The sequence below is a fragment of the Rhodothermales bacterium genome (assembly GCA_017643395.1).
In the GTDB taxonomy this organism is placed as follows: domain Bacteria; phylum Bacteroidota; class Rhodothermia; order Rhodothermales; family UBA10348; genus JABDJZ01.
Window position 1 is genome coordinate 1,224,326 of sequence record JAEPNP010000001.1, and the last position, 20,726, is coordinate 1,245,051.

Below are 20,726 nucleotides of genomic sequence, written 5' to 3' on the forward strand. Positions count from 1 at the left end.
ACACCCCATGGCCCCGGGCGTTCGGCGGCCCCGTGATGCATTCGAGACTTTCCTGGTTTCCGGCCGTGCTGGCCGTTCTTCTGGCCGGCTGTTTTCCGTATTCCTGCAACCGCACGGAGTCCCGTCTGCTGTTGCCGGCAGACTCGCTGGCCCGAGCGTGGTCTGAAGAGCTGCCGGTGGACACGCTGGAGGTGCTGATGGTGCCCGAACTTCCGGAGATGCGCTATCCGCGCACGCTTGCCTTTGCTCCGGACGGTTCGCTTTGGATCTCCGACACCGGAGATCATCAACTGGTGCGCATCGACCATGCCGGCGAGGTTGCGGTGACCGAGCTCGACACCCTGGAGTACCCGTATTTGGTGGGCTTCCGCGATGGACACCCCGCCGTTCTCAGTCCGGCTGCCGGCCGCATCGTGGGCCTGAGCGGTACGCTCGATGTGCCGATGCCATCCGACCTGCCGGAGCGCGTGCTGCAGTACGCGGCGGTCTCGGACACCAGCATTTGGGTGAAAGTTGCCGCAGAAGGCTTTGAAGGTCACCTGTCCCGCCTTGCGGAAGACGGATCCACCCTGCAGCGTTTCGCGCTGGAGGCACCGTTCTGGCGATGGGCCGGGCCCCTGCGGCTCCAGGACGGCCATCCGGTGAGTCTTTCGGGCTATCGGCCGCAGGTATACACGTTTGAGGCGGGACTCGACTCCCTGGCTCTGTTCGGATTCGACTCTCCGATGCTGCCGCGAAGCCGGGCGTTTGTGCTTGGCGCAGCCAATCAACCACCGCTACTCACTCCATCGGCCGCCTATCTGGGCGATGCGCTCTTTGTCATCAACGTGCGGCCTGGTTGGCTGCGCGTGGAGGTATATGACGCCGACGGCCGGCTGATGCAGATCCTGGTGGAGCCTGATCCTGCTTTCGGAAAGGAGTTCTATCCAACGGACATTGCGGTTAAGGCCGGCGAAGACGGCACTGCCGAGATCGCCGTGACCATCACCGAGCCGGACCCCGGCGTGCGCAGGTACCGGGCGCGACTGCGCTAGCCCGTGGAATCGGGGAGCCTCCCCGTAGAGTCGGGGTATACCTGCCCATGGAAGCAGCCACCGGCGACGAGTTCCTGGTCGAGCCCATTCGGTACCTGAAGGGCGTCGGGCCCCGGCGTGCCGATGTGCTGGAGGAGGCCGGCATCCGCTCGGTGCGGGACCTGTTGCAGTACTACCCGAGGCGCTACCTGGATCGTTCGACCGTCACGCGCATCCGGGATGTGGGTCGCGCCGAGGGTTCGGTCACCATCGTAGGCAAGGTGCTGGTTGCCGGGTCCCCGCCCGCAAGAGGACGACAGCGGAGGTTCGAGATGGTCGTCGGAGATGACTCCGGACGCATCAAGTGCGTGTGGTTCCGTGGCGCGGTGTGGATATCAAAGCTGTTCAAGGTGGGCGACTCGGTTGCGCTGCACGGCAAGCCGAACACCTACCGGGGAAGCGTCAACCTCACCCACCCGGATTTCGACAAGCTGGACGAGGACGGACCCTCTTTGGACACCGGCCGCATCATTGCGTTGTATCCGGGCACGGCCGCCTTTCAGCGTGTGGGCCTGACAAGCCGGGTCTTCCGCAAGGTCATCTGGGGGCTCTTCAAGGAGCACGGGTTGCGTCTTCGTGATCCGTTTCCGGAAACGCTTCGGAAAGACCATGACCTGATCGACGGCCGCGTCGCACTGCGGGCCATCCACTTTCCGAAATCCCAGCAGGAGTTGGGCCAGTCCAGGCGGCGACTCATCTTCGAGGAGTTCTTCTTCATTCAGCTGCTCTTGGCTCGCCTGCGCAGCCGGCGGGCTGAGGAGAAAGGCCACGTGTTCGGACCCCGAGGGGGACTGAGTGCCCGCCTTGAAAGCGAGGTGCTGCCCTTCATGCTGACGGGCGACCAGGCTCAAGCAATCCGGGAGGTGGTTGCGGACACCCGGACAGGGCGACCCATGAACCGGCTGCTTCAGGGCGATGTCGGCAGTGGGAAGACGGTGGTCGCAGTAGCCGCCATGCTGCACGCGGTCGATCACGGGTTTCAGGCCGTGTTCATGGCCCCCACCGAGATCCTGGCCGAGCAGCACTACCGCAGCCTGATGCAGTTTCTGGACCCGCTGGGCATCCAGGTCCGCTTGTTGGTGGGCGGGCAGCGCAAGGCGTTGCGCCGCGAGATCCTGGCCGAGATTGCCAACGGCCAGGTGCAGATTGTGGTCGGCACGCACGCTCTCATACAGGACGGCGTCGAGTTTCCGCGTCTGGGGCTCGCGGTCGTCGACGAGCAGCACCGATTTGGAGTGATGCAGCGCGCTCGTCTCACAGACAAGGGCGACGCGGTCCACACCCTGCTCATGACGGCCACGCCCATCCCACGCTCGCTGGCCATGACCGTCTACGGCGATCTCGATGTCACCGTTATTCGCGAGAAGCCGGCCGGCCGGAAGCCGGTGATCACCCGCCTATGCTTTGAGAGAGATCGGTCCGCCGTGTATGAGGACATCCGAGCAGAGCTGAAGGCAGGTCGCCAGTGTTACGTTGTCTATCCGCTCGTGGAGGAGTCGGAGAAGCTGGATCTGAAAGACGCAGAGTCGGGCTACCAAAAACTGCGGGAGGTCTTTCCCCAGTACGAAGTGGCTGTGGTGCACGGCCGCATGGCGGGGTCCGAGAAGGACGAAATCATGCAGCGCTTCAAGGCAGGCCTGACCCACGTGCTGGTATCGACCACCGTAATTGAGGTGGGCGTGGATGTGCCCAATGCCTCCATGATGGTGATCGAGCATGCGGAACGGTTCGGACTGAGTCAGCTGCACCAGCTACGAGGGCGCGTGGGGCGTGGCGCGGATCAGGCCTGGTGCATCCTCATGGCAGACTTCAAACGGTCCGCAGAGGGTGAGGAGCGCATGGAAGCCATGGTCGAGACCGATGACGGATTCAAGATCTCGGAGATCGATCTGAAGATGCGTGGTGCCGGAGACTTCTTCGGCACGCGTCAGAGTGGTTTGCCGGATTTGCGCATCGCGGACGTGACACGGGATCAGGAGATTCTGGCGGAAGCACGGGAAGCGGCGTCAACCATCGTAGCCCGTGACCCGGATCTCAAGGAAGCGGAGGCGCGGGCGCTGGGCGCACACTACAGGCGGTTCTTTCAGGATGAGCAGGGCGCGATGGCGCAGGTTGGCTAGGCCTCTGGCGCGCGATCGAAGCTCCTAGCGCACGTAGCTCGCCGCGTTGATGTCGATCGAGGTGCCCGTGGCGTGATCGCCAAGTCCGGAGGCGAGAAAAACCACCATGGGCGCTACGTCTTCCGGTTCCGTCAGGCGCGGCAGCGCGATCTCGTTCAAAACCGGCTCTTCCCCGTGTTTCTCAATGAACTCCGCGGCCATGTCCGTGCGCACCCACCCCGGGGCGATTACAAAGGAGGTGATACCGAGTTTGCCCAAACCGCGTGCCAGGGTGCGGGACAACGCCACCACCGCTCCTTTTGACGCCGCGTAGGCGACGTAGTCCGGGGTGTCCCCCCTGAATGCAGCGCGCGACGCAATGTGAATCAGGCGTCCGCCGCCCCGAGCGCTGAAGTGCCGAATCGCGCGTCGGCTAATAGCCTCGACCGCGCGCACGTTGATGGCCATGGTCTTCTCCCATCGGGATAGCCAGGCGTCTTCGTCCAGGTCCAGCGGCATCTCCAGAGAGACGCCCGCATTGTTGACGACCACATCCAGCCCGCCGAAGGATTCCAGTACCTCGTCCACCAGGCGCCCCGGTGCGTGCGGGTCCGAGAGGTCGGCCAGGAACGCTTGCGATCCGTTGCCGGCCATTTCGGCGACCTCTCGAGCGCGTTCCGCGTTGGCGAATCCGTGGGCCGCCACCCGGGCCCCGGCCCGGCCCAGGGCCACTGCGCAGGCTCGCCCGATTCCCCGGCTGGCGCCAGTTACCAGCACGTTGAGCCCATCGCACGTCATGTGTCGGTTATCCATTTCCACCGATTGACCTCCCCGGGTTCGATGTCGAAGCGAACGCGGGTCAGCAGCCGTCCCGGTTCAGTTTCGACCCGCACCCGCCATCTGCCCGGTTCGACAAGGCGCTTCATGGTGTACCCGCGATACCCGTGATCGCGCCCACCGCTCACAAGGTAGCCGATGCGATCCGTCTCGACCCATTCGGTACCGTCGTGTTGCTCCCAGACATGCACAATGCCCTTCTGGAGCCGGGTCGGCGCAAAGACGGCCGTGTAGACATACACCGTGTCCCCCGGACTGTACCGAAACGGGTCTTCCGTCTGTTTCCAGAAGCGGAACCAGGGCGGCTTGGCCATGCGCATTCGGTAAACATCGCCGTCTCGCTTGACGGTATGGTAGACGCCCGCGTCCCGGACCGCGAGCGGTACCGGGGGGATCCAGTTGAGGGTGTAGGCGACTTCCAGGAAACCGACGAGCAGCGGGATGGCTACGGCTATGGAAGCCATTTGGGAGCGCTCCCGGAACAAACCACGGTTCCACAGCATGCGCCCGAGCAGGCTGATGATCCCGGCAGCCAGCAGCAGTCCGACGGTAAACGTCAGGTGGTTCATCACGCCGGTTACGATGGGTACGGCGTAGATGAGGTAGCTCGCGAGCACGAAGTAGAGCAGCACCAGTCTCAGCCGGGCCGAGAACATGCGGTCATGCAACACCTCGTTGGCGACCAGCAGCGCTACCAGTACGAGCAGAAAGACGGACGTCTCCGACCACGACGCACTCTGCGAGTAGAAGAACACGAACATGCTGAAGAGGGCGCCCATGAGAAACTGGCTGGCCATGGGATACCACCGCACAAAGCGCAGCAGCGTCGGGTTCTCCAGCTTTCCCGCGTCATGCAGCGTCGCGGCGAAATACAACACGCAGAGCGCCCCCAGATAGAGCAGGATAAGCGCGTTGTCGATCACCGAGTCGATGCGAAAGATGGTCGCCGCGTCCCATCCGACGCCGGCAAGGAACAGTGTGGCGGCAGCTCGGCGGGGGTGTGCTTCGTGCAGAGAAAGCGCACGTTGTGCGACCCGGGTACTCAGCACCCGCTCCAGCGGGCCTCGCCTGCGCGGTGCGGGCAGCGCCGGCGTGGCCGGCGCTCCGCCATCCGACGGCTCCATCAGCTCTTGGGCCTCCGCCAGAGCGGCACGGAGGAGCAAGGTTCGCCAAACATGATTTTTCGCGCCATGCCCTGAAGGCGGTTCATTGCCTGCACGAAGGCCGAGTCCGGCACCGACCCGGTGCCGCAGCCCTTGACGACCACGATCGCGTCCTCATGCCGCGACCAGTCGTATCTGGCCAGTGCACGCTGCGTGTGCTCGCGCCGCACGGCCACCTCGTTGCCCACCGTGACGGATGCAGCCACCCCCTCCAGTCGGGAGGCAATCAGCATATAGGCCCATGTGGGAATGATCGTGTCTTCGGTGCAAACGATGCCGACGTGCTTTCCGGCATAGGCGTGCCAGTCGTGCGCAGCGACTTCGTCACGGAAATGCTTCTCACGCAGGATCATTCCTCCGTAGAGGAAGGGCACCAGGTCGACCACAGCGACGGCCGGGTCTCCGAGCACTTCGGCCAGGTCAAGCACCTGGATTCCGGATTGGGCAACACGATTGACGATGGGCTCCATCAGTCAAGCGGGACGGGTTGCAGTTGTGAAACGGCCTCCGACAGGAGCGCTGCCGCCCGGAGCGCCGCCTCTTCTGAGGTGAACCGTCCGAGACTGAGCCGGAGTGTCGCACTTTCGAGGTCCGATCCGATGGCCTGAAGCACATGGCTGGGCTTGCCGGCTCCCGTGGAGCAAGCGCTCCCGGTCGATACCGCCAGCTCCGGCACGGCACCGATCAGCTTGGCGGTATCCACACCTGGGAATGTCACGCTGGATGTATTGGGCAGCCGTTCGGCACCCTCGCCGTTTATGACGACCACCGTGCTCTCCTTCAGCTTTGCCTCGAGGCCATCCCGCAACCGGGCAAGATGTGGGCCTTCCTGGTCCAGCAGGCCTTCGGCCTTTTCGGCCGCGGCTCCAAGGCCCACGATGCCCGGCACGTTGAGGGTACCGGCGCGTCGCCCGAACTCCTGCCCCCCTCCATGCATCCACGGTTCCAACCGGAGGCGGGGTTTGTCGCCGTTGATCAACAGGGCGCCCACACCTTTAGGGCCGTAGAGTTTGTGGGCCGAACAGGCCAGGAAGTCCACCGAGCCCATCGTCACCGGAATCTTGCCCAACGCCTGCGTGGCATCTACCAACAGGGCGGCCTGATGAGGCTGGACCACGTCGGCAATCCGAGCGACGGGGTGAACCGTGCCGATTTCGTTGTTGGCCCACATGGCGCAGACCAGCACGGTCTCAGGCGTGAGGGCTTCTTCCACCTGCTCCGCAGCTACCAGACCGCGATGATCGGTAGCCAGTGTGGTCACGGACCATCCGAGCCGTTCCAACCACTCGCAGGAGCGAAGCACGGCGGGATGCTCCGTGGCTACCGTGATAATGTGCTTTCCTTTCCCCTCGTTTCCGAAGCACCAGGCCTTGATGGCCCAGTTGATGGCCTCGGTGGCCCCGGCGGTGAAATGCACCCAGTCCGGACGAGCGCCGACCAGACTTGCTACCTGTTCGCGGGCGATCGCAACGGCCTCATCGGCCGTCCATCCGTATGCGTGCCGCTTGCTCGAGGGGTTGCCGAACTGCGTGCCGAAATACGGCAGCATGGCCTGCACCACGTCCGGGTCGACCGGTGTAGTGGCATTGTTGTCCAGGTAGATCGAAGCACTCACGGCACAAAGGCTTGTGGGCTTCGAACGGTGCGCTTTGAGGGCGGTTTCGGCCCTGGGGAGCACATAGATTGTTCACCCACTTTCGGTACACCATGAAGCACCTCTTTCTGCCGGTCGCAGCCGCCCTGGTTATCGCGGCCTGCGACCACACCTACGCCGAGATCGAGCCGGAGGGCCCGGGCATAGTCAACGGCATCGATCTGGATCCCTTGTTTGCGCCCCCGACCGTCGCCGAAGTACAGGCGATTCGTGCCGACTGGGCCAGCCGAGACACGGGGGTGTACGACTACAACCTCGTCCTCGCCGAGCAGCGTCGGTTCAACTCCACAGACATGCGCGTGGAGATTGTTTCGCACCGTGTCGGGGGCACCACCCACTACGGCGGCATCGTCGTGCCGGAGGGTTCGGCACGGGGAAGCATGCCGGTCCTGCTCTACCTGCATGGCGGTGACGGGGGAGTCTCCCTGGACGGCGAAGTTGCTTTTGTACTTCAGTTCTTCGGAGCGCTCCAGGATGACTGGGTCGTGGTCGTTCCGTCTTTCAGGGACGAGCCGCTGCGATACAATGGACAATCGTGGCGTTCGGATGGGCCCGCCTCGCCCTGGAACTACGACGTGGACGACGCCATGGCCCTGCTGAGCGTGGCCATTGAGACCGTGCCGGAAATCGACCCCAGCCGGGTGGCTTCTGTCGGGTTCAGTCGTGGGGGGGCGGTCGCCATGCTCATGTCTGCGCGGGATCGCCGGGTGGATCGCGTGGTGGAATTCTTCGGCCCCACCGACTTCTTCGGTCCGTTCGTACAGGATGTCGCCATCGAGACCATGCAGGGCATGCCGCGCGACCTTCCGGGCGTGGACTTCATGAACGAGAACTACCTGATTCCCCTTGCCAATGGGGAGGTCTCGGCGGCCTCTCTGCGTCCGCAGCTGGTGATGCGGTCGGCCGTACTGTTTGTGGACCAGATTGCACCCCTGCAGGCCCACCACGGCGACGCAGACACCGTCGTGCCGGTCAGTCAGGCCGACCTGCTCATTCGGGCCATGGACTCAGCCGGCAAGCGCCCCCCGGACTTCGAGGGATTTCTCTACGACAATGGCGAGCACAATCCGATCACGCTGCCTTTCGCCTTCGATCGGACCGCCGAGTTTCTGAGGCCACTGGTCAACTAGAAGTCCGCGCGCAGTCCGGCCATCAGGGAACGGGGCAGGCCTGGTCGCAGGCCGGCCGGTCTGCGGGCGGCCACGTACACCTCGTCGGTCAGGTTCTTCATCACGGCAAACGCACTCACGCCGTAGCGCAGTTCGACGTCCACCGAGAGGTCCAGCGTGAGGTGACTGTCGATGCGCTCGTCCGCATTCGGGCTACCGGATCCTGCGCGCGTGCGCATCTGGCCCACCCAGAAGGCAGACAAGGCCACGTTTACCCGGTCTTGCTCCCACGCAACCGTGGTATTGAGCTGGTTTTCAGCCAGGTAGGGCAGGTGGTCTCCTACCCTGACGGTCCCCCAGGGATCGAATGATGATTCAAAGTCACTCAAAAACGAGCCCTTTGTCCGAGTGTAGGCAACGGTCACCGGCACGGACGCCCTCCAGTCGGTCAGGCGGCCGAGATTGTAGGTACCGCTGAACTCCAGACCCTGCACCAGTGCGGCGCCACCGTTGAACAAATCCGTGGATCCGGTACCGCCGGCGGCCGCCAGATCCGATCCCAGAAGGTTGGTGTAGTCGGAGGCAAAGAGCACGGCCTCAAAACCGATGGCGCCACGACCGTAGCGGGTGCCCAATTCGTAGTTCAGGCTCTCCTCGGGACGCGCTCCCTCCGTGGTCCCTCCCGGCGCAAAGCCCCGGTGCAGTCCTGCAAAGGCCGTCAGGTACGGCGAGGCTTCCCAGGTCATGCCCAGTCCGGGCAGAAGGGTCGATGTGGCGTTACGCCGGGTCGTCACTGATGCGCCGGTGCGTTCCGGGTCCGCCTTGCCAAAATCCTCGCGTCGCTGAACGACCGACTCAAACCGCAATCCCGGTCGGAATGTCAGCGAGCCCATCGCCAGTGAACCCTGCACCCAGCCGGCCACGGCGTTTGCGCTCTCGATCCGGTTGGACTCCGTACCGGGAGTGCCCTCCCTGAACAGGGACATGGCAGTGCCTTCCAGGCTGTAATCGTCCACCCACTGGAAACGATCCATCTCGTCATAATGCATGCGCGCACCGGCCTCTACCCGATGGGCACCGAGCACTACGGTCGTCTCAGTCTGCAGGCCCATCGTTCGATAGGCGCGGTTGTTCGCTTTGACCGAAAGGAGTCCGGATGCGTCGTCTCCAGTCAGCACGGCGTACTGGGCCGAGTTGCCAATCGGGTCGGCAAGCAGAGAGGCAATTCCAACCTTTTCTCCTCCGGCTGTAACCTTGTCGAGCTTGTACCAGTTGCGATTGAAGCGCGTCGTGTAGGCCGTGGTGATCACGTTCAGGCCGGCGATGGGCTGGATGCGGTGGCGAACCAGAAGCTGCCGCTGATCGGTCTTCATTTCGTCCTGCTGGGAGCCCGAGTACCGGCGCAACGGGTTCAAGCCGAAGTCTCCGGGAGTGAGGCCCAGGTAGGTCTCGTCAGAGAGTTCGTCCGTGAAGGAGGCCTTGAAGAGCAGGCTCTGCTGAACGCGGGCGGAGGCGCGGCTGGAGAATCGCAGCTTGGCCAGAACATCACTCTTTTCGAAGCCCGTGGATCCTCCGGAATCGAGCTGCTTGAAGCCGTCAGTTTGTTGCCTGTGGGTCTCCAGAAGGAATGCGATACGCTCTCTGCTGGTGCCGGCGTGCACGTGCACCAGGCGGTTGGCATCGTCCCCGGCCAGCAGGGTGAGGTGCCCCGAGGTCTGTTGCGGAATGGGAGTAGAAAGGAGGTTGATGGCGCCGCCGGTCGTGAACGGTCCGTACTTGATCTGGCTGGAGCCCTTGACGACCTCGATGCCGCTCATGCGGCCGGTAGTGGGGAAGTAGTAGGCCGAAGAAGCCGCATACGGGGCAGGGGCGATGAGAATGCCATCCTCCATAACCGTGATCTTGGAGGATCGCTCAGAGCCTGTGCCGCGCAGGCCGATGTTAGGCCGCAGGCCGTACCCGTCCTCTTCCTGGATGGAGACCCCTGGGACCGTGCGCAGGGCCCGGTGGATGTCGGTCGTCTCGAAGGTTGCCAATCCGCGGGCCGTGACCAGGTGGGCCGAGCCAGGATGCCCCTTGATCCCAAGCAGGCCCCCTGTCATCGAGGCCTGTTCGATCAGGATCTCCTCCAACACCCCTTCCTGGGGGACAAGGCGAAAGTCGGCTCGGGCTGCGCCCGATTCCGGCCGCAGGATGCGCGTCTGTTCCGCGAAGCCCACGTAAGAAACGAGTAGCGTGAGCTCACTCCGATTGGAGTCCAGGCTGAAACGGCCGGAGGCATCCGCGGTGGTGCCGCTGTCGGTTTCCAGCACCAGCACGGTAGCCCCAGCCAGCGGCGCGCCGGTTTCGGCGTCCGAGATGGTACCCGAGATCTGGGCATGGGACGTTGTGACCGTGCCGAGCAGCAGAAAGGCCAGAGCAGTTGCGCGCATAGGGGAGACGATGGGCTGGATGGCGGGATTCGGCCCGAATGTACAATTGTTATTTAGACTGAGTCTAGATAAAGGAGGGAGAGCGGGTGAAAGTCGCCCTGCGGGCACATCCCGATGCGAAACATGGCAGACGGCATTCGCGTTATGCGCCACCCTTCGGGAAAACCGCCGCGTTCGTCTAGGGGTCTAGGACGCCGGCCTCTCACGCCGGTAACACGGGTTCAAATCCCGTACGCGGTACGAAAAAGCCCCGATTTGCCTCGACGCAAATCGGGGCTTGCTATGTCGGGGAATGGGGGGATTTGAAGCCAGGCCCCGGGGCCTGAGCGCGGCGAGGCATGTGTAATCGCCCCCCTCGATTCCACTCGCGGCCGGCCCGCGCGGAGCGCGGTGTGTAATCACCCCCCTCGATTCCACTTGCGGCCGGCCCGCGCGGGGCGCGACATGTAATCACCCCCCGCCATTCCACTTGCGGCCGGCCCGCGCGGGGCGCGACATGTAATCGCCCCCCTCGATTCCACTTGCGGTCGGCCCGCGCGGGGCGCGACATGTAATCGCCCCCCGCGAGTCCACTTGCGGCCGGCGCGAGCGCGGCGCGGTGTGTAATCACCCCCCCTCGATTCCACTCGCGGCCGGCCCGCGCGCGGCGCCACGTGTAATCGCCCCCGCGATTCCACCGCCCAGCGCGCGGCGGGCCAGGCGCGGCCACAGGCATCGTCCAGCCCCCGACGGCCAGGAGCAGCCACAGGCACCCGCCAGGCCGCTGCCCCCGGCGGCCGCCACGACCGCACAGCCGCGGCCCTCCCGGCCGAAGCCTTTCGCCGTAGTATCCCCCAAACGGCCCACCGCGACCGTCCCCAAAGACGCCGATGCGCATCCTGACCCGATCACATCTTGCTTACACGCTGGTCCTTGCCACCCTTATCGGCGTCGGCATTGGCACCATGTCCGCGCTGGGCCTGGAGGCGGGCTGGTTTCCCGGGTTGATCGCGTTCGCGGCGATGGTCGTTCTCCTGCAGCGAAAGTCGCTGCGCCGATGGCGCACAACCCGCGCCCCCCTACCGGAGTGGAAACGGAAATGGTTGGCGACGCACCTCCCGCTGTACACCAGCTTGTCTCAGACCGATCGGGGCCGGTTCGATGTCGACGTACAGATTGTTCTGAACGAGTGGCGCTTTGAGGGTGTGAACGGCGCTCAGCCCACAGAAGCACGCCGCCTCTCGGTAGCCGCCGGTGCGGCCCTGCTCATGCACGGTCATCCCGAGTGGGAGCTACCGTACAGACAGGGCGTGCTGTTCTACCCGGACCACTTTGATGACGACTACGACATCGAGGCTCATGCCGACTTTGACGGTATGGCACATCAGCAGGGCCCGATAATTCTATCGATTCGGGCGCTGGACACCGCCTGGAATCGGCCAGGTGACGGAAACGTGGTGCTCCATGAACTAGCGCACCTTCTGGACTACAAGACCGAGTTTGCGGACGGCATGCCGGCCCTGGTGGACGCGCGTTCAGCCGACGCCTGGGCAGACCTGGTTGACCGGGAAATGGATCGCATAGAGCGCGGGGACTCCATCATCCGGGACTACGGCGCCACCGAGCCCGCGGAGTTCTTTGCCTGCGCGGTGGAGAGCTTCTTCGTGGAGCCGTCTCGCCTTGCTCGACATCACGCCGAGTTGTTTGGCGCGCTCAAGGCACTCTTCAATTTGGACCCCCGGGCGGGCACTACGGTGCGCTGATTCCAGCGCCCAAAAAAAAGGCCCGGCTTCCCCCTTAAAGAAGCCGGGCCAAAAAAGCGAAAGACGCCCAGGAGGGGCTTACCCGTCTTCGGAATCCTTGGCTTTCGGAGAGTTGGGCGTGAGCACGTTGTCAATAAGACCGTAGTCTTTGGCCTCGGCTGCGCTCAGCCAGTGGTCGCGGTCGCCATCTGCCTCAATCTGATCCTTGGTCTGACCGGTGTGGTCGGCCAGGATCTGGTAGAGGTTCTGCTTCATTTTGAGGATCTCGCGGGCGTGAATCTCGATATCCGAGGCCTGACCCTGCACACCGCCCATCCAGGGCTGATGGATCATGACGCGGGAATTCGGCAGTGCGGCACGCTTCCCGTTCTCGCCGGCAGCCAACAGCACAGAACCCATCGACGCCGCCAGGCCCACGCATATGGTGGAGCAGTGCGGCTGGATGTACTGCATGGTATCGTAGATGGCCAGACCTGAGTCGATGGAGCCACCCGGCGAGTTGATGTAGATGTTGATGTCCCGATCCGGATCCTCGGACGTCAGGTACAGCAGCTGGGCCACCATCAAGTTGGCCACCGCATCATTCACGGCCGTTCCGAGCATGATGATGCGCTCTTTCAGCAGGCGGCTGAAGATGTCGTAGGCGCGCTCACCGCGAGACGACTGCTCCACCACCATCGGAACGAGGGTGTTCATGGACCCAAGCGGGCCGCTGTGGATGTCCGAGGGAACGTCTACCCCCTTGGCGAACTTGAGGAACTGGTCGACCATGTTGTGTTCTGGCGTGGTTTGGCGTCGGATAACCGGACCCTAATGGGCCGGTTCCGGCCTTGCAAGGGTCATGCCGTCAAGGGATTGGCCCTTCTAGGCGCGTTCTTCGGCCGCTTCTTTCTGCATGGCCTCGCGGTCTTTTCCGACCACGGTGGCCTGATCGGCAAAAAAGTCCAGCACCTTGCGGGTCAGCAGCATGTCGTCCAGCTGCTGCATCATCTGCGGCATGGAGCGATAGTACTGCATCATGAAGTCGGGCGTGAGCCCATCGCCCATCGCATTCTGCTCGAAGTATGCCACGCGGTCCTCATCGGACACCTCAAAGCTTTCGTTCTTCGAGACGCGATCCCGAATGAACATCCAGCGGGCCTGCTTTTCAGCATCCGGCCTGCCGGCTTCCATGAAGGCCGCATCGTCAAAATCCTCCGGGAGGCGATCACCGGCCTGCTTCTTGAAGTTCTCCAGGCGCCCTTCCACGTACATGTCGACGACGGACTCAGGGACTTCGAATTCGTGACGCTGCAGGACCTGTCGAATCAGGGCACCCTCGAACAGTTCACGACTCGTCTGATCCACTGACTGCTGCATGCGCTCCCGGAGCTGCGTGCGCAATTCATCCAGCGTCTCGATCGATCCCTTTGAAGCGGCCTTGGCCAGGTCATCATCCAGATCGGGCAGTTCGCGGCTCTTGACCTCCTTGAGACGGACCTCGAATTCGGCCTCGGTGTCGTCTTCCTGACGCACGAGCTGTACCCGCGCCATACCGCCGGGCTCAAGTCCGATGAGGGCTTTACGCGTCTCATCCGTCAACTCGTCGCTGCCGAGGAAAAAGGCCACGTCGTGACGGTGATCGCCCGTCAGCTCTCCGGTTTCCTCATCCACTTCGTAGATGTCGGTCAGGATGAAGCTGTCTTCCCGGCTCGGCCCCTCCACAGGTGACAAATCGGCATTACGCTCGCGCACGCGCTCCAGCTCTTCTTCGACCTCCTCATCCGAGATCGTGTGCTCAAGTCGCGACACCTCGGCGCCGTCCAGCGATACGATCTCGAATTCCGGCCGCACGCCAAAGCGCACCTTGGCCTTCAGGTCTCCACCATACTCGTAGTCGAGCTCGGTAATGGTTGGCTGGCCCAGCACCTGGTACGCCTCGTTGTCCAGGACCTCTTCCTTGTAGGTCTTCTGAACCTTGTCCTCGGCCACGCCATAGGCGAGTGCCTTGCCGTACATCTTGCGCACCAGCTGAGCCGGCACCTTGCCCGGGCGGAAGCCTTTCATGGATGTGCGGGCGCGCTGCCGCCGCACGGCCTCATCCAGTTGGGGGGCGATGTCCTCCGCGGAGGCCTCGACCTCGAGCTCGAACTCGACGTCGCTGATCTTGGTGATGGTGTGGGGCATGGAAGCCGGCTCGGAAAGTTCTAGCCCGCACAAACCCCGGCCCGGCACAGCAGGTTCAACCCCGGCTCCTCATTTCACGCCCTTTCCCCAGTCGGCGGCCGTGGTGGCGGGCGATGGACTCATGCCCCGGTTAGCCTCTCAGAAGTCGAGACCCAGTGAGATATACGTGCGCCGGTCTCCAAAGCCGCGTCCATCGAACGGCCAGGCAAAGTCGAAGCGGAGTGGGTAGCCCAGGAAAATGGTGCGTACACCAAACCCTGCCGACGTCAGCAGATCATCGAACACCATGTATCCGTCCGGGTGGTGGGTGCGCAGCGACAGGCCGTCACCATCGTTGCGGCCACCCCAGATCATGCCGGCGTCGGCGAAGACCTGCCCCTGAATGTTGTAGAGCGGCAGAAAAGGCATGGGCCCCGGGAGCATGGCGGCGACCAGCGGGAAACGAAACTCGGCATTGACCAGGCCGAAGTAGGATCCGTTTCTGGCGTTGATGTCGAAGCCGCGCAGGGGGACGATGGGCGTTGCGAGGATGAAGTCGCTGGCATCATCGATGGGCAGTCCGTTCAGGTCGTCGAAGGTGCGATTGATCCAGTTCAAGACGCCTGATGTGTAGAACAGTTGGCGCTCCGGCCCCAGACTCGCGGCTGCAGACCCACGAACTGCGAAGGTATAGGCACCACCCAGGAAGGAGTGGTAGGTGCGGATATCGCCCAGTGCGGTGATGAAGCGTGTCGGCTGTCCCCCCAGGCCGAACGGGCTCCCTGACAGGCTCATCGCCATCCGGGATCCGTCCACAGGATGCAGGTAGCCGGGTGTCGTCACATCTCGTGTGAACGTGAGCCTCGGCACGATCAGGGACCGAGTGGCGGAGGGCTGCAGGGCATCCGTGATGTCGGTCTGGTTTACGCCGATCAAGGATATCTCTGCATCGACCCGTCGGAACTTGGACAACGGGTAGCTTGCCGACAGCGAAGCACCGTACTGCCGGTAGCGGTAATAGGTGGGCCGATTATCCGCAAAGTTGGCAAGCAGTCGCGACACGTGGAAACCGGAGGTGGTCCAGTCCACGCGCCGGGGCAGGTACTCATAGGAAAGCAGGTAGTCCGAATTCCGCAGGTCGATCAGCAGGTTCGTCGCCACGGTGATGCGGTGATTCCCCAGCATGTCGGAGAAAATCATCTGGGTCAGTCCCTGCACGCCGTAAAGTGCATCGTACCCGGCCGCACCGTGTACGATGTCCGGCGAGAAGTCGAGCTTGTACTTGCGAGGCGCATATTCGCCGTCGTCGTCGACCACGGCTCGTGGCAGATAGTCTGACGACAGGAGTGACGGGCGTCCCACCAGATCACGCGCCGCCTCTGAGAAGGCCGGGCTGAACGTGTAGTTGCGGAAGTCGACCTGGATGTCTGCCAGGATGGAATCGACGACGGGCGAGTCCGGCGCGAGCCGGATGGGGTCATCATCACCTCCAAGTCCGGCGATTTCAAACTCGGGCGCGACCTGAGGCTGGGGCGCGTGAGCGGCCGAGCGCAGAAAAGGATTGCTCCGCCGCTGGGCCGATCCGGCCAGGGCCAGGGCAGGGGCGTCCACCGTCGAGGTAGGATCCATGCGTTGGGCCCACACATTGGGACGAAGCGCGTCCGGCGGCGTGCGCTCAAATGGCGTGCGCAGCACAAAAATGGACGGCGTTCCGTCCTTCAAACTCACGACCGCGGCGCGCTGGCCGTTCGCGGCCACGGACATGCCCATCGCACCTATGGTCAGGTCGGTGACGGCGCGCTCCAGTCCCGATTCCAGGTCCTTGAGGTGCAGGTTCGGTACGCCATTGCGGTCAGAAATGAACAGCAACCTGTTGGCGTCCGGTCCGAACTGCGGCCGACCGTCTTCCCATCGGCCAGAATTGGTGAGCCGGTCCACGTAGCCTCGGCCGGGCACCAGGCGGTAGAGGCTCTTCTGCTCAAAGTTGTGGTCGAGCATGCGCACGGTTTCCTGTCCGAGCAGCAGCCGCTCTCCACGATCGGATTGAAACACCAGAAACCGACCATCCGGAGACCAGACCGGCTCATGGTCGCTGAAAGCGTCATTCGTCAGATTGACGGCCCGATGACCCTGCGCGTCCACGACGTAGATGTCGGACTGTGGCCCATCGGCTGCCGAGACGGCGAGGCGACGACCTTCGGGGTGCCAGGCCACTGAGAAAATCTGCTCGGTGTCGCCGACCCGGATGTGCCGGGATGAGCCGGTTTCGACATCGACCAGTGCGACGGCGTCCGCTTCACCCTGCTTGACGGCCAGAGCAAGGGTCGACCCGTCAGGGCTCCAGGCAAGGCTCGGGGTAAGCAGTCGCAGACTTTCGAACCCGGTGCTGGTCTGACCCTGGATCAGCCTTTTCTCGACCCTTCCGTCCGCCACCGATGCGATGTAGACGTCAAACAGGCCGCTTCGGGTCGAGATATACGCGACCCGGTCACCCTGGGGCGACAGCGCCGGGCTGGTATTGTAGAAGCCCTCCTCGCGCGTCACGATGGCTCGGCCGATCTCACTCAGGTCCTCGCGGGCAGCAACTTCCGGGAAGTGGATTTCCCGGAGACTGCGCTGCCAGCGCTCACTCAACTGCTCGACATCCAGACCTATGGCCCGCCTGAAGCTGCCGTCGACAGATCGGGACAGCCGAAGCCGATTCAGGATCTCCGCGATCTTCTCACGGCCGTATTGCTCGCCGATGTAGTCCCAAACGCCCTGGCCGCCACGGTAGGCGAAGAATCCTCCGAGGCGGTTTATTTCCGGCAGGTGATCCTCCAGGATGGCCTCCCGCAGGTACATGTCCGACTCGCTGTCCCACCCATCGGCAGCGGAATATTCGGCCAGCCCTTCGTTGAACCAGAGCGGGATCCGCGTCTGGATGTTATTGGCGATGATGGACTGGATGGAGCCGCCGTAATAGATGTCGTTGATGACGGCGTGCACCAACTCGTGGTGAATGACATGCCTGAAGTCGGCATAGTCTCCCGTGAAGGGAACGGCGATCCGATTCTTGAACAGCTCCGTAACACCGCCGATGCCATCGGAGAACGTGGGCAATTCCACCGCATTCGTAACCGCGAACGCATTATGGCTGGTGTACACCAGCATCGGAATCGGGCCGGTCGGCTCGTACGCGAAGAGGTCTGCTACCTTCAGATAAGCCTCTTCCGCAGCGTGTGCCGCGAAATCCGCCAGTTCCTTGCCACCCTCGTAGTAGTAAACGTCGAAGTGCTCGGTACGCAGGTAGTACCACGGCTGGCTGTCGTAGTGCACCTTGTTCTTCCCATACCGGAAGTACTGCGCCGCTGCCGGAGCGGCAGCGCAAAGGGCCACCGCTGCCAGACTCAGGAGAATGGACAGGCGACGCAGCATGTTGGATGGGTCCGGGTGGAGTCGGCGCCACGAGGGAACGACGCCAGGACATTTCCTAAATAGGGAAACGACTCAGGTTCCGGAATTGGCGGGGCACTGCGAGGTGCCCCGCCCCAGACTGCGTACCCTCAGCGGTTGCGCGTTCCGTCCTGGAGACCTCCGGATCTAGGCGTACCGGATCCACTTCATGATGTCCTTGATGGACGGCTTCTTGCCGTACATCAGCACACCAACCCGGTAGATCCGCGCCGACAGCCAGATGGCGCCGAGAAACGCGCCAACCATCAACAGGAAGCTGCCCCCGACTTGCCATAAGGGCACATCGGTCACCGCCACTCGGACCACCATCGGCACCGGGCTGAAGAAGGGCAGCATCGAGAGCACCAGCGCCAGGGTGGAGTTTGGCTCCTCCACAATCGGACTGATGAACATGATCGAAATGATGATGGGCATCATCACCGGAATCAGAAAACCCTGGGCCTCCTGCTCGTGCTCGACCGCCGAACCAATGGCCGCAAACAGGGAGGCATACAGCAGATAGCCGACCAGGAAGAAGAGCACGAACCAGATGAAGACCTCCGGATTCAGCTGCGGCGGCTGGAAATCAACAGCCGCCAGCACTTCCTCCTGCGTGGCCGTGTCCGGCAGGTTGAGGCTGGCCGGGTCCGCGAACAGGGCCACGATCGCTCCGGCGCCGATGGTACCTGCCGCCATCATGCCGGCCCAGACCACCATTTGCACAACCCCCATCGCCCCGATACCCAGCACCTTGCCCATCAGGAGCTCAAAAGGCCTGACCGACGACACGATGATCTCGACGACGCGCGTACTCTTCTCTGCGATCACGCCGCGCATGACGACGGAGCCGTAGATCAGCATGGCCATGTAGATCAGGAAGCCGAGAATGAAGCCGATGATGGCATACGCGCCAGCATCTCCGGCTTCCTCACCTTCGCTGGTAAGCATGACCGTGTTGACCCGGACCCGATTGTTCAGGATCTCCCGAACCTCCGGGGTGATCTGGGCACGGTCCAGTCTGGCGTCCTCGACCACGCCTTCCACGGCGCGCTCCAGGCCGCGTTGGAACACCGAGCCAATTCCCCCATCGACCGTGAAATACTCGACCTCTCCTGCGCCGTCGAGAATGCCGGACGGAATGACGAGGTAGCCGTCGATGGAGCCCCGGAGCACATCGGCACGAACGGAATCCGCCGGCTCAGTGGCCTCGACAAACCGGTACGAATCGGATTCGCGGGCTTCAAGCCGATCATACAGCAAGCCCGTCTCGTCGACCACGGAGACCGTGCGCTGTGTGCCCTCCATGGACTGCACCGTCACCAGGCCCACAACGGCGAAGAAGCCGATCAAGATGATGGGCCCCAGCAGCGTGGTTATGATGAACGCCTTGCTCTTGACCCGAGTCAGGAACTCGTTCTTTGCTACAATGAAAGTCCGGTTCATGCCGCCACCTCCTCGTCTCGCTTGCCGGCCACCTGGACAAAGATGTCGCGCAGCGGCGGTTCTACCAGTTCAAATCGGAAGATCTCATCGACTGTGCCGATGATGCGCTCGAGCACCGCGCGAGGCGATGCACCGTTCAGCAGTCGCATCTCTGCGTGGGCCTTGCTGCGCAGGGAGACCGTAACCAGCCCATCGCGCTCCAGAGCCTCCAGGAACGCGTCGCTGCCTTCGTAATCCACCTGCAGGGTGTCTTTACCGAACTGCCGCTTGACGTCGCGCAGCGTGCCGTCGAGCACGATGCGGCCGCCCGAAACCATACAGATGTCGTCGCAGAGTTGCTCCACCTGCTCCATCCGGTGCGAGGCAAACAGGATCGTGCGGCCACCGGATTTCAGCTCCATGATGACGTCGGTCAAGAGGTCCGCGTTGATGGGGTCGAGGCCTCCGAACGGCTCGTCAAGAATCAGGAGTTCCGGCTCGTGCAGGATGGTCGCGATGAACTGGACCTTTTGCTGCTGCCCCTTGGACAGTTCCATGGTCTTGCGATTCACCCAGTCCGACGCCTCGAATCGCTCCAGCCACTTCCTGGAGCGTTTGAGCGCCTCCTTGCGGGTCAGCCCCTTGAGTTCGCCGAAGTAGCTGAGCTGCTCGCCCACCTTCATCTTCCGGTAGAGACCGCGCTCCTCGGGCAGATAGCCCATGCGGCGCTGACTCCACGGGCCAACCGGCTTTCCGTCCAGCGTGATCCTTCCGGAATCCGGAATGGTAATGTAGGTGATCATGCGGATGGTCGACGTCTTGCCAGCCCCGTTGGGGCCGAGAATGCCGAGAATCCGCCCGGGTTGGGCCTTGAAGGATACGCGGTCTACTGCGAGGACCTTGTCGTATCGCTTCGTGACCTCGTCAACATGTAGAAGAGGCATCGGAGGGTGTTGGAAGCAGAAAAATCAGACTGGAAGCGTCAATCCTGATGGAAGCGCACATCATCAACCCCGAAGGTGAAATACCCGTCGAGGTTGACAAAAACGGCTACGTGAGTGATGTCTTCGCCGGACCAGGGAACGGGCGTGCCGAACCCCTCCTGGCGAAAGGCCGAGAACGGCAGTCGATACTCGCTCCATTCCTGGCCGACCTCTACGTAGGCATTGTAGAAATCGAAATCGGTGATCGATGCGGTCCCGATCTGTACGATGTAGGTGCCCGGCGTTCCGCGCAAAGCGAGACTCAGCCCATCGAACCCGGAGGCATCCCGGGGGATGGTTGCGCGCGATGGGTCCGCCGCCGGAGGAAACTCCGCGATGGAGGACCGCACGCCCACCACGCGGGACCCGGTAGCGTCGGATGGGCGCACCCCGGCAACCTCCATGAAGTGCGTGGACACCGAGTAGAAGCCGCCAGGCACGATGTCGAGACTCGACCTGGTTCCGGCACCGTCTGCAATGGCCTGCCACGGATGGTTGGCGGTATTGATGTGGTTGCCGTCCTCGAACGTGTCCACGGTCCCACTGACCAGCGGAACGGAACGTGGGGAATCGGAACAGGCTGCCAGAAAAACGCCCAGCGCGAGTGCCGGGAAACGAACCAGATGCATGTG

15 protein-coding genes and 1 tRNA gene are annotated in these 20,726 nt (G+C 63.1%); 5 read left to right on the top strand and 11 right to left on the bottom strand.

Annotation, left to right across the window (positions count from 1 at the left end; translation table 11 throughout):
• Window positions 1-35: 35 nt before the first annotated feature.
• Window positions 36-1,034 (top strand): hypothetical protein, encoded by a 999-nt coding sequence (locus tag JJ896_04915; GenBank protein ID MBO6778974.1) that lies wholly within the window; start codon window positions 36-38, stop codon window positions 1,032-1,034.
• 47 nt (window positions 1,035-1,081) lie between these two features.
• Window positions 1,082-3,193, top strand: a complete 2,112-nt coding sequence (gene recG / locus JJ896_04920) for an ATP-dependent DNA helicase RecG (protein MBO6778975.1) — start codon at window positions 1,082-1,084, stop codon at window positions 3,191-3,193.
• Between the two features lie 24 nt (window positions 3,194-3,217).
• Here recG and JJ896_04925 read toward each other — a convergent pair whose 3' ends face one another.
• From JJ896_04925 to JJ896_04940, 4 genes are read right to left on the bottom strand one after another with little or no spacing between them, the layout of a single operon-like run.
• Window positions 3,218-3,985, bottom strand: coding sequence for an SDR family oxidoreductase (locus tag JJ896_04925; protein ID MBO6778976.1), 768 nt, complete (start codon window positions 3,983-3,985; stop codon window positions 3,218-3,220).
• On the bottom strand, window positions 3,967-5,172 hold the full coding sequence (locus tag JJ896_04930) for a DUF2914 domain-containing protein (protein ID MBO6778977.1): 1,206 nt from the start codon (window positions 5,170-5,172) through the stop codon (window positions 3,967-3,969). The genes JJ896_04925 and JJ896_04930 overlap by 19 nt, the downstream gene beginning before the upstream one ends.
• Window positions 5,133-5,642: a DUF2480 family protein gene (locus tag JJ896_04935; protein MBO6778978.1), complete on the bottom strand. Its 510-nt coding sequence runs from the start codon at window positions 5,640-5,642 to the stop codon at window positions 5,133-5,135. The genes JJ896_04930 and JJ896_04935 overlap by 40 nt, the downstream gene beginning before the upstream one ends.
• Window positions 5,642-6,787, bottom strand: coding sequence for a cysteine desulfurase (locus JJ896_04940; GenBank protein ID MBO6778979.1), 1,146 nt, complete (start codon window positions 6,785-6,787; stop codon window positions 5,642-5,644). The genes JJ896_04935 and JJ896_04940 overlap by 1 nt, the downstream gene beginning before the upstream one ends.
• Before the next feature lie 92 nt (window positions 6,788-6,879).
• On the opposite strand from JJ896_04940, the gene JJ896_04945 reads away from it, so the two are divergent.
• Entirely contained in the window at window positions 6,880-7,956 is a 1,077-nt protein-coding gene (locus tag JJ896_04945) for a dienelactone hydrolase family protein (protein ID MBO6778980.1), read from the top strand.
• Here the strand turns inward: JJ896_04945 and JJ896_04950 are convergent.
• Window positions 7,953-10,367: a TonB-dependent receptor gene (locus JJ896_04950; protein MBO6778981.1), complete on the bottom strand. Its 2,415-nt coding sequence runs from the start codon at window positions 10,365-10,367 to the stop codon at window positions 7,953-7,955. The two genes, JJ896_04945 and JJ896_04950, sit on opposite strands and share 4 nt — an antisense overlap.
• A 167-nt stretch (window positions 10,368-10,534) precedes the next feature.
• On the opposite strand from JJ896_04950, the gene JJ896_04955 reads away from it, so the two are divergent.
• Both JJ896_04955 and JJ896_04960 read left to right on the top strand, forming a co-directional pair.
• Window positions 10,535-10,607, top strand: a tRNA-Glu gene (locus JJ896_04955).
• A gap of 629 nt (window positions 10,608-11,236) precedes the next feature.
• Window positions 11,237-12,109: a zinc-dependent peptidase gene (locus JJ896_04960; protein ID MBO6778982.1), complete on the top strand. Its 873-nt coding sequence runs from the start codon at window positions 11,237-11,239 to the stop codon at window positions 12,107-12,109.
• Window positions 12,110-12,187: 78 nt separating this feature from the next.
• Here JJ896_04960 and clpP read toward each other — a convergent pair whose 3' ends face one another.
• From clpP to JJ896_04990, 6 genes are all read right to left on the bottom strand, one after another.
• A complete protein-coding gene (gene clpP, locus JJ896_04965; GenBank protein ID MBO6778983.1) occupies window positions 12,188-12,805 on the bottom strand; it encodes an ATP-dependent Clp endopeptidase proteolytic subunit ClpP in 618 nt (205 codons plus the stop codon).
• Window positions 12,806-12,973: 168 nt separating this feature from the next.
• Entirely contained in the window at window positions 12,974-14,275 is a 1,302-nt protein-coding gene (gene tig / locus JJ896_04970) for a trigger factor (GenBank protein ID MBO6778984.1), read from the bottom strand.
• 138 nt (window positions 14,276-14,413) lie between these two features.
• Window positions 14,414-17,671 carry a PD40 domain-containing protein gene (locus JJ896_04975; GenBank protein ID MBO6778985.1) on the bottom strand — a complete coding sequence of 1,086 codons (3,258 nt, stop codon included), beginning with the start codon at window positions 17,669-17,671 and terminating at the stop codon, window positions 14,414-14,416.
• A 165-nt stretch (window positions 17,672-17,836) separates the two neighbouring features.
• Window positions 17,837-19,132: an ABC transporter permease gene (locus tag JJ896_04980; GenBank protein MBO6778986.1), complete on the bottom strand. Its 1,296-nt coding sequence runs from the start codon at window positions 19,130-19,132 to the stop codon at window positions 17,837-17,839.
• Window positions 19,129-20,055 (bottom strand): ATP-binding cassette domain-containing protein, encoded by a 927-nt coding sequence (locus tag JJ896_04985; protein ID MBO6778987.1) that lies wholly within the window; start codon window positions 20,053-20,055, stop codon window positions 19,129-19,131. The genes JJ896_04980 and JJ896_04985 overlap by 4 nt, the downstream gene beginning before the upstream one ends.
• A gap of 38 nt (window positions 20,056-20,093) precedes the next feature.
• Window positions 20,094-20,723 (bottom strand): CIA30 family protein, encoded by a 630-nt coding sequence (locus JJ896_04990; GenBank protein MBO6778988.1) that lies wholly within the window; start codon window positions 20,721-20,723, stop codon window positions 20,094-20,096.
• Between the last annotated feature and the right edge of the window lie 3 nt (window positions 20,724-20,726).